Below are 15,046 nucleotides of genomic sequence, written 5' to 3'. Positions count from 1 at the left end.
ATAAGCCAATGAAACGAAATTTATTAATTATCACACTCCTGTTTTTGGGCTCTTTTGTGATTTTATTGTTGGGTAACATCATTATTATTGGTGAGAAAATAGCCTCCTTATCGCAGGTTGCGTGGGCAGAGTATGCTTTTTACACCTTGATTCTGGTTGTATTTTATGCCGTCGTTATACGTCCGGTCGTTCGGGTGCATCGTGCTCCGCAGTTTCCGGCTTTGTCTATTGATGGGGAGTGGAATACTGCACAACTTGTTGCGTTTGGACATAAACTGGCGGATAACTGCAATTATATACCTAAAGATAAGTCCTGTCCCGAGTTAAGAAAACTGCATCAGCAGAGATTGCGTGAAGATTTGGAACGTTATGCAACGAGTAAGGAAGAACTGGTGCAAATCATAAGCGAAGAGCTGAAATTGCGCATTGAAGGGGGAGAACTGAAAGAAACGTCAGGTCCGCGTACAGAGGATATGCATTCGGTCCGTATCATCGGCATCAATCGTCGCGTTATCGAATGGGCTAAATCTGTTTTTATGATTACCGCCATTTCGCAGAACGGAAAGCTGGACACGGTGTCCGTGCTTTATATGAATTATAAAATGATAGAGGATGTGATTGTTGCTTCCGGCTTCCGACCTACAAGGCAACAGTTGTTCCGGCAGTATGTCAATATTCTGGTTACTTCATTAATGACTTTCGTCGCATCGGAGGTCTTTAGAGATATGGGTTCGGTTGCCCCCTTCGGCTCATTGGCAGACCAGTCTTCGGATGCAGCGTCCGATATCGACGTTTCCGATGCTGCCGCCGATGGTGCCGATGTGGATGTGGATTTGGACGACATAGGAGATACAGTTTCAGGAGATACCGGCTTTTTGAGCATTCTGTCTAACGTGAAAATTCCGGGAGTAGTCATCGGTTCGATATGCGATGGCATCGTGAATTCGCTGATGACTTTACGTATCGGTTACGTGACGCGTAACTATCTGATTGATGGAATGAATTCATTAAATGGAATCAAAGCTAAAAGAAAAGCAAAGCGTGCAGCTGTGAAAGAGGCTCTGAAGTCTTTGCCCAAAGTTGTCGTGGTAGGTACTTCTTTCGTGGGAAAGGGAGCTATGAACATTATTCTGAATATTATTGGCGGGAAGAAAGTGAAGGAAACTAATGAAAATTGATTTTCTCTTTCAACCTGTCACCGCCTCCTGAAACTCTTTATTCATCAGTAATGTATGCTGGTGATAGGTCGCAGACCATCTGTCACTGATCTATCACCTGTCACCGTCGGCACACACATATATTTATTCTCTTTTTGCTTTAATTCGTACCACCCGATACACATTACCTCGTTTGGTATGCACAGAAGGCACCCGATTCTTTTGTAATATTCTTCCGAACTGAATAATATTGCAATCGGATACGCGAATCTTGCTATCATGTTGCACCTGCTCCAGAATTTCGATGGCAAGGAATTGTTCGCATTCTTCTCCTTCTGTAGCTGCCCGGAAATACTCATGGAATAATTGTTCTGCAATTGGCATCACCTGGAACTCCTGGTTACTTTCATTCATCACCTTCTCATCTTCCGGATCAAACCAATACCGTTCCCCCTTGTATAGATCATGCATCGCCTGTGCATAGAGCTGTTCGTAATCAATTGGGGAACAATCGATTGGTCCGGTCACATCGACAACAATATAACGGCGGCTACCGGAAGTGTCCGTCAGCAGGTCTTTGTGATTGCTCGTCCCAATGAAGGAGGCGTAACGACGCATCTCTTGCGTAGCCGTACCGTGTGGACGGCGGACATTGACAATCGGTTTCTGAAAAATATGTTTCAAAAAAGCCTGTTGATTCACTCTGTTCTGGTCAAATTCGTCCATATTGATCAGTGCGAACCGATTGAGGGATATCTCGGCATCCCGTTTGTTACTGAAATCAATGCGGTCCGTGTAATATGCCTGTAATTCGGGAGGAAGTAAACTCCGGCAAAAAGTAGACTTTCGGTAAGCCTGCGGACCTACGAGCAATGGTACAGTGCAATTCGCATATTTCCGGTCTGTCTGCCGCCAATGTGCCACCATATTCAGAAACCAGCGATAGAACAAGTCCGCCCAATGTCGGTTGTTGCAGGGAACCCGGGCTGCTAGTTCGCGAATCCGGTCGTGCCCGTCCCAACGTACATCCAGTCCGAAGAGAAAATCTTCGATCGGATTGAAAATCGGAATCCGGTCGGAGTCCAGATAACGGACCACATCCCTGTCCCAAAGACTGAGTCCTTCCAGCCTTGCGTTCATGGCGATACTGTTTCGAACACGGCTGCTCAGGGGGCGGAAGTAGAAACAAAACGTATTCCGTTCCCGATATTCCGTTACTGTCGTCATTGTATTGTAACGGAATTCGTATCTGCGTTGCATAAATTCTTCCGTTCGCAGCTCCAGTTCCTGTTCTGCCGACAGGGGAGATTTTTTGCCGAAGCCTTTGGCGATGGTGTATACACTCTGTACTGTCTGGCGGATCAGAAACTCTTTTTTCTGCCTATATAAATGAGCGATTGCACAACGGGCGGTTTCTTCTTCCGGTATGCCTGCCTGGAAGCAATTTTCGGCTAACTGAACCAATAAAGGCTTCAAGTCTTCATCGGATCGGGGATATATCCCCGGCTGAAGTTCGCTTAAAGATTGGCATGCCTTGTTTAAAGCCACTTCGAAGAGCGCAGACAATGTTTCAAGACTGTCATATCCCGGGATCAATCGCTTGAATGGCGATGTTTCCGCCTGTACGGCTTCTTGGTAGGTCGTTTCCGAGGGCATTTCCATTGGCTGGCGCATATACATAATGGTGGAGTCGGGATTGTAATAAAGTTCCGGGTCGTATGTTTGCCGGCAAAATTGCTCTAATGCCGGATTTTTCAATTCAATGGAATAGGAGAGTATAGGCTGGTATAAGCTGACAGCTTTTCTATAGGCATGCGCTTGAAAGATTTCCGCTTCTTCCCGGTTTTTGGGAAGTGATTTGTCCGGTCGTGTGAACCGTACCCATATTTTTACGGAATGTCCGCTGGAACCCATGAAAGCAAGATAAGTCTGCGAAAGCTCTTCCGCTTCCTGCTTCACCCGGTTCACTTCCATCAAGTTTGCCAGATGATTGACTTCTATTTGTATGATTCCGTTGTATGCGGTCATCTGTATGCCGTTGGCCGTTTTGCGAAAAGCTGCAGCCGGGATGACTTTTGTCAATTTCTTGGCGTCGTCCAGCTTGGCGTCCGGTGATGCGTAACGTATGCTTGTCCGTAGATTGCTGATCGGTTGGGCTTTCGTTTCATGCTTCATCGCTTCTATTTGTAGGTTTATGTCCAACGTTCGCATGGTTGGTGTCCCTCCGTTGTCCCGCATCAAAGTAAGTTTCATAATGAATGTGTCTGTAAAATGATCTAATTATTGAATTTGTTATTGTTAATGTCTTTCTTCCGGAAGGCATGTAAAGGTACGCTTTATTATTCGGCTTCACAAATGTTTGTGTTGTACTTTTCTTAAAGTTTTTTATATATCGGTTGGTTCGTTGTCTATTATAGGTTTACGTGTTGTCTATTAATAGAAAAGTTCCTTTCTTCCTATTGCAAAGTTCCTTTCCTCTAATAGTAAAGTTGTTTTTGTCCGCTTATAAACTACAAATGCAAGTTTTAATTATAGAAATGAAATCTTTGTTTTTATAAATGAAGCTTGCATTTATAAAAACAGAGATTGCGTTTATAGTTTTCAATAGGTGGAAAATAACTTATCTATTAGAGAAAAGTAAGTTTAGTTCTAATAGAGTAGAACTTATCTACTAATATCCTAGGTGATAAGTATTAATGTTTTGGATGACACAAGTGGTGATAGGTGATAGATGTGGTGATAGGTTCGGATAACTTGTCATCTTGTCTGCAAGTGCGATGAATAAATGGATGTGGAGCGGTGGGTGATAGGTGATAGAAAAAAACTTAATGTTTTTTATAATTTTATCTGAAATGATGGAGAAATGTTAATAGGAATGTTTGTCACGATATGACTTAACAGGATTACGGTATGATAGAAAGGAGTGAAGATAGCGAAGGAACAATTATGAAACCTACCGGAGTCTATAGCTATGGAAGTTAAATTTTCCATAGATTGATGAAAAAAGAAAGCCTTATTTATCATAACATTACTGTACTAGGTAAAGATTCATTCTTGTATGGTTTGAAATACATATATTCAATGGCAATTATTTGAAGGGCAGGTCAATGAATCAAGACTTCATTCTATAAACTAATTTTGTTGATAGGGTATTTCGATTAGTGTTGGTGAAGATGAAAATCGGAGATAGACAGCCGCTATAAAAAGTTCTTTAATTACGATAGGAAAAAAAACTCATAATAAGCATGTTTTTTGAAGTAATAATCCCCTTTTTTGACCGTTTAGGTACAATTGATACTTTTTGCGATTTTTTTTATTATATTAATTTGCTACATTTGGATGCTTGTTGAAGTGTAACAGACTGAAATATAGAGAAATATACGAATAATAAATAAGGAAGAGTCTATGCGAGTTATCAAGGTTGGGCGGAATCCCGTTAATGATGTTGTGGTAAGTGACCCGGGCGTATCATCACAGCACGCTGTCATCACCGTGTCGAGTTCTGGTATAGTATGTATTAAAGATCTTAATTCTAAAAATGGAACTTTTGTTAACAGCATGCGTATACAAAATCAGGTGCAATTGTCAAATGGTGACAAAGTGAAGTTGGGTAATACAAGCATTGATTGGAATAGAATAATACAGCAACCTGAGAAGACAGTGGTATCTGCTGGTAAGGGACAGGTGATTATTCCGCCTGATGTAAAAGATCGACGGAGTATCGGACGTTCTTCGGAGGCTCAAGTTCGGTTGAATTTTGATGATGTGTCGAGTGAACATGCTATATTATGCCAACGATCTAATGGGGACGTGTTAATCATTGACAACAATTCGACGAACGGTACTTATGTGAATGGAAACAGAATTTCGTCTCATGTCTTGGTGAAAGGAGATGTAGTGCTAATTTCTAAAAAGTATCCGTTGCAGTGGGAGAATATATTTGCTTTGACTCCTCCCAAAGGAGGGTACTTGTGGCAGTGGGGCAGTGCCTTTTTGATTTTGTTGGCAGTGAGTGTAGGTATCTGGTATTATTGGACACACCGGTCGTTGCCTCCGGAAGAAATCTACGAAAAATACCAGAAATCGGTTGTGTTGATTTATCAAAAAACTGCTTATGTAGCGAGTGTTGGTGATAAGTTGTTGGGCGAATATATGGGAGATGATTCGTGGAATTATTTCTATTTGGACGATAAAGATGATGTGTGTCAAGGAGTAGGCGGATCGTCAGGGACAGGATTTTTCATTTCTACAGATGGTAAGATAATGACCAATAAACATGTTGTGTCGTTGCTGGACGGAGAAAAAGAAAAAGCGGAAAAAGTAAAGGAAACTATTCAAATGGCTATTGTGAAAAGGTATCCCAATAATGCAGGAGCATTAGCGTTGGCGCGTGCTGTTACAGTAAAATATAATATCTTTTATACAGGAGTTGCTTTGAATGATACTCATGTGAGTTCGGTAAACGACTTTATCCCATGCTCAATTTGTAAAGTGAGTAATGATGATAAGATAGACATTGCAATTATACAGGTAAATACAAAGAAGACTCCAGATGGAGTAGTTAATATAGTTGATCTGAATGATATCGTTACGGATAAGGAGTTACAGTTAGGCAAGAAAGTATATACTATAGGTTTCCCTCAATCTTTTATTTTGGGAGATACAGAGATCGGTTTGGAAGCGAATAATCAGAGCGGAGAGATTACTCAGCAAAGAGGCGAATATCAGTATGGGCATAATATTACGATACATCAGGGGGCAAGCGGTTCGCCAGTATTTAACGAAAGAGGAAAGTTTGCGGGCGTTATCGTTTCGGGATATTTAGGATTGTCGCAAGGCTACAATCAGGCTGTACAACCCAAACGAGCGGTGGAATTAATTAAATAATCATACTAAATATTATAATAACTATGGCAACAAAAAAATGTATAAACGGACATCAATATGATTCGAGTATTTATGGGGATAATTGTCCTTTTTGTCCTTCTTCCCATTCAACTAGAGTACTCGACGATGATACAACGACAGGTAAAACTCAAGTGCTAGGTGGAAATATGAACGCAGAAACGGATACAATAGACCTTGGGAAAAGTGGTCAAAATAATCCGGGAGGTGCTACTGTTATTCGTCACGTTAATCCTACGGGTGGAACAGGAATGGCTTCTGACAATCGTCGTTTGGTAGGCTTACTGGTTTCTTACGACCAGAATCCAATGGGCGAAGTATACAAAATCTATGAGGGGAGAAATGTGATAGGACGTGCTGCTACTTCAGATATTCCTATTCCAGGAGATAGCAATATGTCATCCCAGCATTTATTGATACTTTACAGAGAGGCTGAAGGTATTTTCTGGGCTGCTGATCAGAATTCATCAAATGGTACATATATTAATGGAACATTTGTAGGTGACCGTGTACAGTTGTATACGAATGATGTTATTGTTTTGGGAGCTACCAAAATGATTTTCTTGGCTATTCCTCAATAAAAAGCAAATTAGGCAATGAAAGAAGAAAATATATATAACTATTGTCACATTGCAGGGCGTACCGACATTGGCTGCAAACGTCAGGCAAATGAAGACAGTATGGGCAACTTCGAAACGATCAATGGCCTTGCTGCTGTTGTATGTGACGGTATGGGAGGGCACGTCGGAGGAGCTACGGCATCCCGCTTAGCTGTAGAAGCGATTCATGGTTTTCTTGACGGACAGTATTATGAAGATCCTCGTGAAGCCATTGGAGAAGCTATTGATGCTGCCAATAAGGCTATACTTCATCAGGCAATGATACAACCTGAGTTGCAGGGAATGGGGTCTACATGTGTATTGTTGTTGGTCCGTGACTCTAAAGTTTATATAGGTCATGTGGGAGATAGTCGTGTTTACCTAATACGTAACAGATGTATAAAACAACTAACCAAGGATCACTCTTATGTACAGATGTTGGTGGATATGGGACAACTGACTAATGAGCAGGCAGAACATCACCCACGGAAAAACGAAATAACAAATGCTTTAGGCATTGCCAATATGAAACCGGCTACAGTACTGCCTGATGCGATTTTACCCGAAGCTGGAGATTGTTTTTTGCTTTGTTCGGATGGATTGAGCGGAATGATATCAGATAGGGAGATAGAACGCATCGTCAGCAGACAATCTGAAATGGGGTCACAGGAACGTGTGGACTATTTAGTACAACGAGCAAGGGACAATGGGGGATTGGACAATATAACGGTAGAGATTGTAGAGTTTTCTATTACTCCTGGTTCGCCTTCTAAACCTCAAAGAAGAAAAATAGGAATGATCATATTAACTGTCATTTTGCTGATATGTATTGGCGCCAGTGGAGGTTATTATTTTTGGAATAAGCATTTTAAGTCGGAATCTATTACTATATATAAATCCTTTATGCGAAGGGATACAATTATTATGTTGCCTGAAATTAAGTTCCAGAAAGGTGAAGATATTTTAGAAATAAATTATAAGCAAGGACATACGGAGATCCTTATGGGCAAAGAAAAAGAAAAGGTGATAGAAATAAACCGTGCTCTGTCAAGTGATTCATTAAAGTATGATGAGGATATTGATGTGGCATATGGTAACCGTCTTTTAGTGTTTCGACAAGAGTTTAAAAACGAACAATTGCGTTTTTCTTTGGCAGACTCTGTGAAGATATTCAAATTTGTTGTTCCTGTGGTAAAAGATATGACATTGACACAGCCGAAGCAAACTCATCAAGAATCTACTCCCTCTGTTGTAAATGATGTAAGTAATACCGCAAATGGTAGTATTGTTGCTATTGTGGCAGCTACTGGAAAAGTGGATTCTCTTACATATAGAGTTGATGCTCAGTTTGTTCCTAAAAGAAAAGCCTTTTCTTTTATTGAAGGTGAGAATGCGTGTTTTTTAGTTGAAGGACAATCACAGCCTTCAAAACTCAATCGTCATTTTCAGATAACTGACATAGAATATGATGCAACTTATTTCAAGAAAACAAAAAAGGAAACAGGATTTGATATCTCTTTTACAGAGAAAGAACCACCTAAAAAAATAGATATTGTAATAAAAGGAAAAGAGAAAGAAGGAGAGAACTCTACTGATGTATTACTTAATATAATTATTAGTCTTAATATTAATAAGGAAGGAAAATAGTTATGCCTGAATATGAATTGATAAAAGTAATAGGTCAAGGAGGCATGGGCAGCGTCTATGAAGGGAGAAGTGGCGATGGGAAACGTGTAGCAATAAAGATGATGAATAGTAAAGCTACTATGAACCCGGAGTTTAAAGAACTTTTCTATATTGAAGCTGCTGCATTGAAAAAGATGCGGCATCCTTCAGTGGTAGGCATTGTTGACAATCCTTTTTCGGATGAGCATGGAAATATGTACTTGCCTATGGAATATGTAGACGGAGAGACCATCGAACACCATGTGGAAATGGCAGGACCTTATACGGAATTTACTGCAAAGGACTTGATGGGGAAAATTCTGGATGCAATGGCTTATATACATAGGATGGGATGCATTCATCGTGATATTAAGCCTTCTAATATAATGGTACGTCCCGATGGTAGTATCTGCATTATAGATTTCGGGATTGCTAAAGATATGAAAACCAGCACAGGCAAAACAATCGGACGTATTATCGGGACCGACGGATATATGAGTCCGGAACAGGCTAAAGGAGATAGCATAGATTATCGCACAGACATTTATTCCTTAGGTTGTTTGTTACATTATATGCTCACTGGTTCTCATGCCATCAAAAAGCGGTCAAATGATTATGATACTATTTGCTCTATTTTGAATGATGAATTTCCACGTGCAAAGACTTTTAATCCGCATTTATCTGATCAAACTCAAGAAGCGATATTGAAGGCTGTAGATAAAAATATGCTTCGTCGTTTTCAAACGGTGATGGAATTTAAATCAGGACTATTTAGAGAAACGGTGGTAGACCCGAATAGAGTAAAAGTTTCTGTTGGGCGGAGAGAGTGTGACATAACCATTCCTAGTGATTATATCAGCGGTCACCATCTGGAAATAGAATATAGGGAGGAAAGATGTACAGGTTCGATACATCGCTATCTCCTATTTACAGATAGTAGTACAAATGGCACCAGTGTAGATGGCAAATACTTACGTCATGGGAGCATTAAAATACCATTTTCTTTTGAGAATCCGTCCCCATTGCCGAATGTCTGGCTGGCAGGGAGAAGCGAATATCTTTTAGATTGGGACGAAGTCATACAGAAACTTCGGGATAAAGGAGGAAGAACTGTCATAATGGAAGAAGTGGTAGGAGATATCCTGCCTCCTACTCCTCCAACTCCATCTGTCAAGGAAGATAAACTTGGGATAGGATATGGAATTTTGTCTGTGGTATGTCCAATTGTAGGATGGGTACTTTGGGCACAGTGGAAGAAAGAGACGCCTCGACGAGCAAGAGCGGCTGCTATATGTGGTTGGATAGGGTTTGTAGTCGGATTTATAATTAATATCTTAAGTAGTATATGAAAACAATAACAATAGGAAGAAGTAGTCACTGTGATATTGTAATTGCAGATGAGAGAGTGAGCCGCGTCCATGCTGAAATTACTTTGGTTGATAATAAGTATGTATATAAAGATGTCAGTAAAAACGGGAGTAATATTGGTGGGCGTATTATTCTTAATGAAAAAGTCGTGATTGCTCCTGGTGCTACTGTGTTACTGTCCAACCATATACCTCTGCCATGGGCGCAAATTTATGCCTTGTTACCTATTAGAGGCGCTCATCCTTATGAACAAGAAACTAAAGTCGGCTCAAATACCTTAATAGTCGAACATATTCCTGTATCTTCTTCACAGGAATATAGATCGTATAAAAAAGATGAATTGGAAATTGGCTGGGGAATATTAGCTTTTTTTATTCCGTTAGCAGGCTGGATTATGTATTTCTGTTGGAAAGGGGAAACTCCTCACCGAGCATCTCAAGCTGCGACTTGGGCTTGGGTAGGTTTTGGATTGGGAGTTTTTATTAACATTCTTTCGTTAACTTAAAAAAAGAATAAAATGATTGGTAAGGAGGTTCTTAATTATACCATTGTCTCTTTGATAGGAAAAGGAGGGATGGGTAGTGTGTATTTAGCAGAACACAAATACATTAAACAACAAAAGGTAGCCATCAAGGTGATCAATAGTGACATGGTTAATGATTTTACCCGTCAACGTCTGAAAGAAGAAGCGGAACATTTGGCAAGTCTTAATCATCAGAACATTGTTCGTTTCCATGATTACCATATTGACGAATTGGGTAGTATCTACCTGATTATGGAATATGCTGATGGCATTAGTCTGGACAAATATATACAGACCGTTTCTGGTTTGATCGTGGAAGATAAGATTTGTCCGTTATTCGAGCCTATATTAGATGCAGTGGAATATGCTCATGAACATAATATTATCCATCGGGATATAAAGCCTGCGAATATTATTATAACCAAAGAAGGCATTCCCAAAATTTTGGATTTTGGTATTGCTACTATTATCAATCGGGAATCTGTGGAGAAGGATGATATGGTGATGGGAACACCTTCCTATATGAGTCCGGAGCAGGTGAGAGGTGATCATTTAGATTCTAGATCGGATATATATTCGCTTGGCGTAATGTTGCATCAAATGCTGACGGGGAATGCTCCTTATGATACCACCACACTTACTGAATATGATATTAATAAGAAAGTAGTTGAAGAGCCATTACCACGGATGCGGACCTATTATAAATATGTATCGGATAAAGTACAGAAGATTGTAGATAAAGCTACTGCTAAGGAACCGGGAGAACGCTATCAGACATGTGACGATTTTAAAAAGGCATTGCATCGGGTCATTTATCCTCCTAAGATTCCCAAATGGGTATGGACGAGTGTGGCTGCTATTGTCTTGCTGATGATAGGAGGTGGAGTTTATTTTTGGGATTATAATCGTACGAAAGTGTATTATTATAAAGATTATGTCGAACAATGGGGAGTTCCTCAGGGAATCGGAGAATTGAGTAGCAGGGAGATGAGTCATGTGAACAGGCTGTATCGTTTTGAATATAAAAAACATAAACTACAGCGTATGTCTCATGTGAACAGCAAGGAGAATATTATCGAGGATGGTGAATCGGAGCGTAATGAAAGACCGCTTGATATGTTATTGTATTATACGGATAAGGGGAATATAAGCCGTGCGAAAGTGTTGGATAGAAGTGGGAAAGTATTGTATGTGAAGTCATATAATGATAAATTGAATACTGTAATATTTCAATATGATGATGAATATGGAACGGAAAAGACTTTGGGAGCTCAAACTATAGGATATGTGCGTGCATTGGAGGATAATGGAGTTGAAAAAGGAAAAATATCCAGATGGTTGCTTGAGTATGATGAAAATGGATATGTGTCAACAATTCGCTATGCAGGTTTCCAAAATGTATTAGTTGGTGATGCGCATAATATTTATGGGCGTAAATATGTGCGTGATGAGAAAGGTCGTGTTTTGAGCGAACACTATTTGTCATTTGATGGTACTCCGAAAGCTACAAAATGGGGATTAGGGATGAAGAAATTTTATTATGATGAGAACGATAATTGGGTAAAAGCAGAGTATTTGACTGTAGATGGTAAACCTGCTTATGATGACGCTGATGGTATTGGTGTGTATGTGATGGAGTATGATAAATACGGAAATGTGGTATATGCCCTTCATCAAGATGCTGACGGGAAATTGATGTTGCCTAAAAAGAATGGAGTTGCTGGGATTAAATATATATACGATCAGCATGGATTCCCTATCGAAGCTTCTTATCTGGATATAGATAGAAAGGCATGTTTTATACCTAATGACGGATTTTCAAAGGTCGTTCGTAAATTTGATGATAATGGCTATATTATAAATCAAACTTTTTATGATGTTGATGGAAATCAATGTTTGTCTAATGACGGAAACTCATCTGCTAAATATATCAATGATAATAGAGGAAATGTTCAGGAAATGTGGTTTTATGGACTTGATGGAAAACTAAATGAAATAAACGAAGGTTATGCCGGAGTAAAGCTCAACTATGATTCAATTGGTAATATAATAGAGTATGTCACATATGGTATAGACCAAAAGCCTTGTTTGAAATCGGATGGAACGGCTGGGTATAAGGCTGAGTATAATGACATGAATCTGATCACTAAGTTAGTAAACATAGGAGTTGATTTATCGCCATGTAAAGATAATAATGGAATTGTTATTGCAGCAAGAGATTATGATAAAAGAGGAAATCAAATCAAAGTTTCTTTTTATGATGCTGGAGGAAAGACTTTAGTTTTGAGTAATGAAAATATTGCAGGGTGGAATTCTGTATATGATGATAATGGGAATGAAACAGAACGTAGTTTCTTTGATGATAAAAACAATCTTACCGTATGTGCTGGAAGTTGTGCAAAATGGATATCAAAGTTTGACGAACAAGGTAATGAGACCAACTTGCGTTATTATAATTTAAGTGGAAAGTTGATGATGGTAAATGGTTCTGCTGGAGCTAATTATAAACGAGATAAACGAGGTAATATACTGGAGAAAATAGAAATTGGTACTGATGAACAGTTGGCTTCGGGAAAACTAATAGCAAGATATAAATATGATAAATTTGATAATCAAATAGAGTTCTCCGTTTATGACAGAAACAATAAACCAGCGTTAAATTCTTTAGATTATCATAAATATGTCTGTATCTATAATAGTAGAAATCAGCGGATTGAAATTGAGTACTATGGAAAAGATGGGGAGCTGACTTCCTATAATAATGATAAATATGCGATCCAAAAGGATGAATATGATGAACGAGGTTATATTGTTCGTACTTCTTATTATGGAAAAGATAAACAATTAGTGGTTTCAAACGAAGGCTGGGCAAGTTCTACTCGTGAGTATGATGTTTTAGGTAATGTCTTAAAGCAGTCTTTCTTCGGTATAGATGGGAAGCCTACTGATCCGAAAGTGATGGTACCAGAAGGTCTGTGTAGATATGACAGATGGGGAAATAGGATATATTTGGCCGCTGGAGATGGGAAGGGACATTTAATTATTAATCCGAAAACAGGTTGGAGTATCCAGAAAAGCGAATATAATTCTCGTGGAAAATTATTATCGGAAGCTTATTTTGATGAGAATGAGAAGCCTTTGATAAGCCGTATGGATGGATACCACAAAGCTGTTATCAGTTATACTTCTTCAGGTAATGAGAAGGAAAAATGTTATTATGATATAATGAATAAACCTATGCTTTGTCCTGATGGTTACTTCAAAGAAGTGTATGAGTATAATGATAATCAACAGGCTATTAGCCTATCCTATTTGGGAGTAAATGGCAAGTCTATTGATTGTAAGGATGGCTATAGCAAAATCGAATTGACTTATAATAAAGATGGTGAGATGGAATCTCGGAAATACACGAATGCATCTGGACGGATTCTGCTGACACAAAAATGGAACGGAAAAGAGTGGGTAAATTCATCACCCGAACCAATTTCCCGAAATTGGCAGCAAGATGTACGTAAATTTAATGCAGAACTTCCTATTGATTTTGGAGAGAATACTAAACATTTAGTTGCATCGTCATTTTTAGTTACTGGTAGCAATTCGTGCGAGCTCAGTTTTAAAACTCCGAAATCAAAATATGAAATGACGGAAGCGGAAGTAAATGAGTATTTTGCTAGTATAAAATTGGTCGTTACTAAGATAAAATCAGAAAGTTTGCCCTCTAGTGTGGTCATAACGGGAATACTGTTTGATAGTAAGGGAAGGCAATTGCGTTCTATAAGGAAGTAATTTGTTTTTATAATAACTTGTGTAATTTTTAATATGTATGAAAAAGATAATATTGTTGCTCGTTGCTTTATTAAGCTTAAGCATGGATTCTTTAGCACAGGAGTTTACTGAAATTCAAAAGAAGTTGCGCTCAGACATTATGCTATTTTTGAAGGAAGAAGGGTATATGCCGGAATTGAATACTAACGGTAATATTCAATTCAAAAAAGAAGGTGACAAGTATTTCATATCGATTGATAAAAGGGATACTTCTCCCATGTATTTAACTGTGGGGTTATCTTATATTTATAATGACACATATTCTGTCGATAAAGTGTCCAAAGCATTGAAAGAACTAAATGCATATAAAGCTGTAAAGGTGGTTTGTTTTGAAGATAGCTATGCCTACCATGCTGAAATGTATTTGGTTAATGCAGAACATTTCAAATACACTTTTTATAAATTAATGGATCAGCTCAGTACGCTTAAAAAGGAATTGGCGGATTATTGTTCTTCTTCATCAGGAGTAGTGCGAAGTTCGTCCGGCACGTCGGAATCGCTTTTACCTATATATGGGATTGATTTTAATACAACTGAATCGGCTGTGAAAGCAATGAATTATACAGAAAAGAAAAAAGAGGACGATGGCAGTTGTCGGTATGTAATTAATTCATGTTGGGTATATACTAAAGATGGGAAGGTTCGAAAAATAATAATAGGTAGCTATCATCAACTGCCACCTAATTTTCAGCAGTTAGGATTTGATAGAAGTAGATCATACAATCAGTGGGTTGAATTTCTTAAAAGTATAGGATTTCAAATTGTGCAACAATACGATGCTCCTACAATAGAAAAGGGAAAAGGAACCTATAAGAATTATTTTAAAGCGGATTTTCGAGCAAAGAATCCGGATAGTGATTATACTGTTTATTTTAATTTTAGCGGATTTGATGTTCCTAATGCGGACACACCAATGACTAGGCCTTTTATGTCAATTGAACCGATATGATAATAACTTTGATGATCATGATTGTCTTTTTATGTTAGTTAGTGCTGGTAAGTAG

At 38.8% G+C, this 15,046-nt stretch carries 9 protein-coding genes; 8 read left to right on the top strand and 1 reads right to left on the bottom strand.

Features of this window, described 5'->3' with window-relative positions; all coding sequences use genetic code 11:
• The first annotated feature begins 8 nt into the window (after window positions 1-8).
• Entirely contained in the window at window positions 9-1,178 is a 1,170-nt protein-coding gene (locus BT_RS14065; RefSeq protein ID WP_011108471.1) for a hypothetical protein, read from the top strand.
• Between the two features lie 123 nt (window positions 1,179-1,301).
• Here BT_RS14065 and BT_RS14060 read toward each other — a convergent pair whose 3' ends face one another.
• A complete protein-coding gene (locus BT_RS14060; RefSeq protein ID WP_011108470.1) occupies window positions 1,302-3,410 on the bottom strand; it encodes a BT4734/BF3469 family protein in 2,109 nt (702 codons plus the stop codon).
• Between the two features lie 1,152 nt (window positions 3,411-4,562).
• On the opposite strand from BT_RS14060, the gene BT_RS14055 reads away from it, so the two are divergent.
• From BT_RS14055 to BT_RS14025, 7 genes are read left to right on the top strand one after another with little or no spacing between them, the layout of a single operon-like run.
• Window positions 4,563-6,044: an FHA domain-containing protein gene (locus tag BT_RS14055; RefSeq protein WP_011108469.1), complete on the top strand. Its 1,482-nt coding sequence runs from the start codon at window positions 4,563-4,565 to the stop codon at window positions 6,042-6,044.
• A gap of 23 nt (window positions 6,045-6,067) precedes the next feature.
• Window positions 6,068-6,643 (top strand): FHA domain-containing protein, encoded by a 576-nt coding sequence (locus tag BT_RS14050; protein WP_008761997.1) that lies wholly within the window; start codon window positions 6,068-6,070, stop codon window positions 6,641-6,643.
• 15 nt (window positions 6,644-6,658) lie between these two features.
• Window positions 6,659-8,308 (top strand): Stp1/IreP family PP2C-type Ser/Thr phosphatase, encoded by a 1,650-nt coding sequence (locus BT_RS14045; protein WP_011108468.1) that lies wholly within the window; start codon window positions 6,659-6,661, stop codon window positions 8,306-8,308.
• A 2-nt stretch (window positions 8,309-8,310) separates the two neighbouring features.
• The gene (locus BT_RS14040) at window positions 8,311-9,675 is read left to right on the top strand and encodes an FHA domain-containing serine/threonine-protein kinase (RefSeq protein ID WP_008761998.1); all 1,365 of its coding nucleotides are present in this window, start codon (window positions 8,311-8,313) and stop codon (window positions 9,673-9,675) included.
• Window positions 9,672-10,199 (top strand): FHA domain-containing protein, encoded by a 528-nt coding sequence (locus BT_RS14035; protein ID WP_008761999.1) that lies wholly within the window; start codon window positions 9,672-9,674, stop codon window positions 10,197-10,199. Before BT_RS14040 ends, BT_RS14035 begins: the two co-directional genes overlap by 4 nt.
• Window positions 10,200-10,211: 12 nt before the next feature.
• Window positions 10,212-14,003 (top strand): serine/threonine-protein kinase, encoded by a 3,792-nt coding sequence (locus tag BT_RS14030; protein WP_011108467.1) that lies wholly within the window; start codon window positions 10,212-10,214, stop codon window positions 14,001-14,003.
• Window positions 14,004-14,040: 37 nt separating this feature from the next.
• Window positions 14,041-14,991 (top strand): hypothetical protein, encoded by a 951-nt coding sequence (locus tag BT_RS14025; RefSeq protein ID WP_011108466.1) that lies wholly within the window; start codon window positions 14,041-14,043, stop codon window positions 14,989-14,991.
• The last annotated feature ends 55 nt before the right edge of the window (window positions 14,992-15,046 follow it).

This window comes from Bacteroides thetaiotaomicron VPI-5482 (assembly GCF_000011065.1).
GTDB classification, from domain to species: domain Bacteria; phylum Bacteroidota; class Bacteroidia; order Bacteroidales; family Bacteroidaceae; genus Bacteroides; species Bacteroides thetaiotaomicron.
Note: the sequence above shows the minus strand (reverse complement) of the source record. Positions and strands in the feature narration are given on the sequence as shown.

Bases quoted from the DNA above. Each gene is read 5' to 3' on its own strand.
- BT_RS14065 (WP_011108471.1), top strand. From the start codon at position 9: ATGAAACGAAATTTATTAATTATCACACTCCTGTTTTTGGGCTCTTTT.
- BT_RS14060 (WP_011108470.1), bottom strand. From the start codon at position 3,410: ATGAAACTTACTTTGATGCGGGACAACGGAGGGACACCAACCATGCGA.
- BT_RS14055 (WP_011108469.1), top strand. From the start codon at position 4,563: ATGCGAGTTATCAAGGTTGGGCGGAATCCCGTTAATGATGTTGTGGTA.
- BT_RS14050 (WP_008761997.1), top strand. From the start codon at position 6,068: ATGGCAACAAAAAAATGTATAAACGGACATCAATATGATTCGAGTATT.
- BT_RS14045 (WP_011108468.1), top strand. From the start codon at position 6,659: ATGAAAGAAGAAAATATATATAACTATTGTCACATTGCAGGGCGTACC.
- BT_RS14040 (WP_008761998.1), top strand. From the start codon at position 8,311: ATGCCTGAATATGAATTGATAAAAGTAATAGGTCAAGGAGGCATGGGC.
- BT_RS14035 (WP_008761999.1), top strand. From the start codon at position 9,672: ATGAAAACAATAACAATAGGAAGAAGTAGTCACTGTGATATTGTAATT.
- BT_RS14030 (WP_011108467.1), top strand. From the start codon at position 10,212: ATGATTGGTAAGGAGGTTCTTAATTATACCATTGTCTCTTTGATAGGA.
- BT_RS14025 (WP_011108466.1), top strand. From the start codon at position 14,041: ATGAAAAAGATAATATTGTTGCTCGTTGCTTTATTAAGCTTAAGCATG.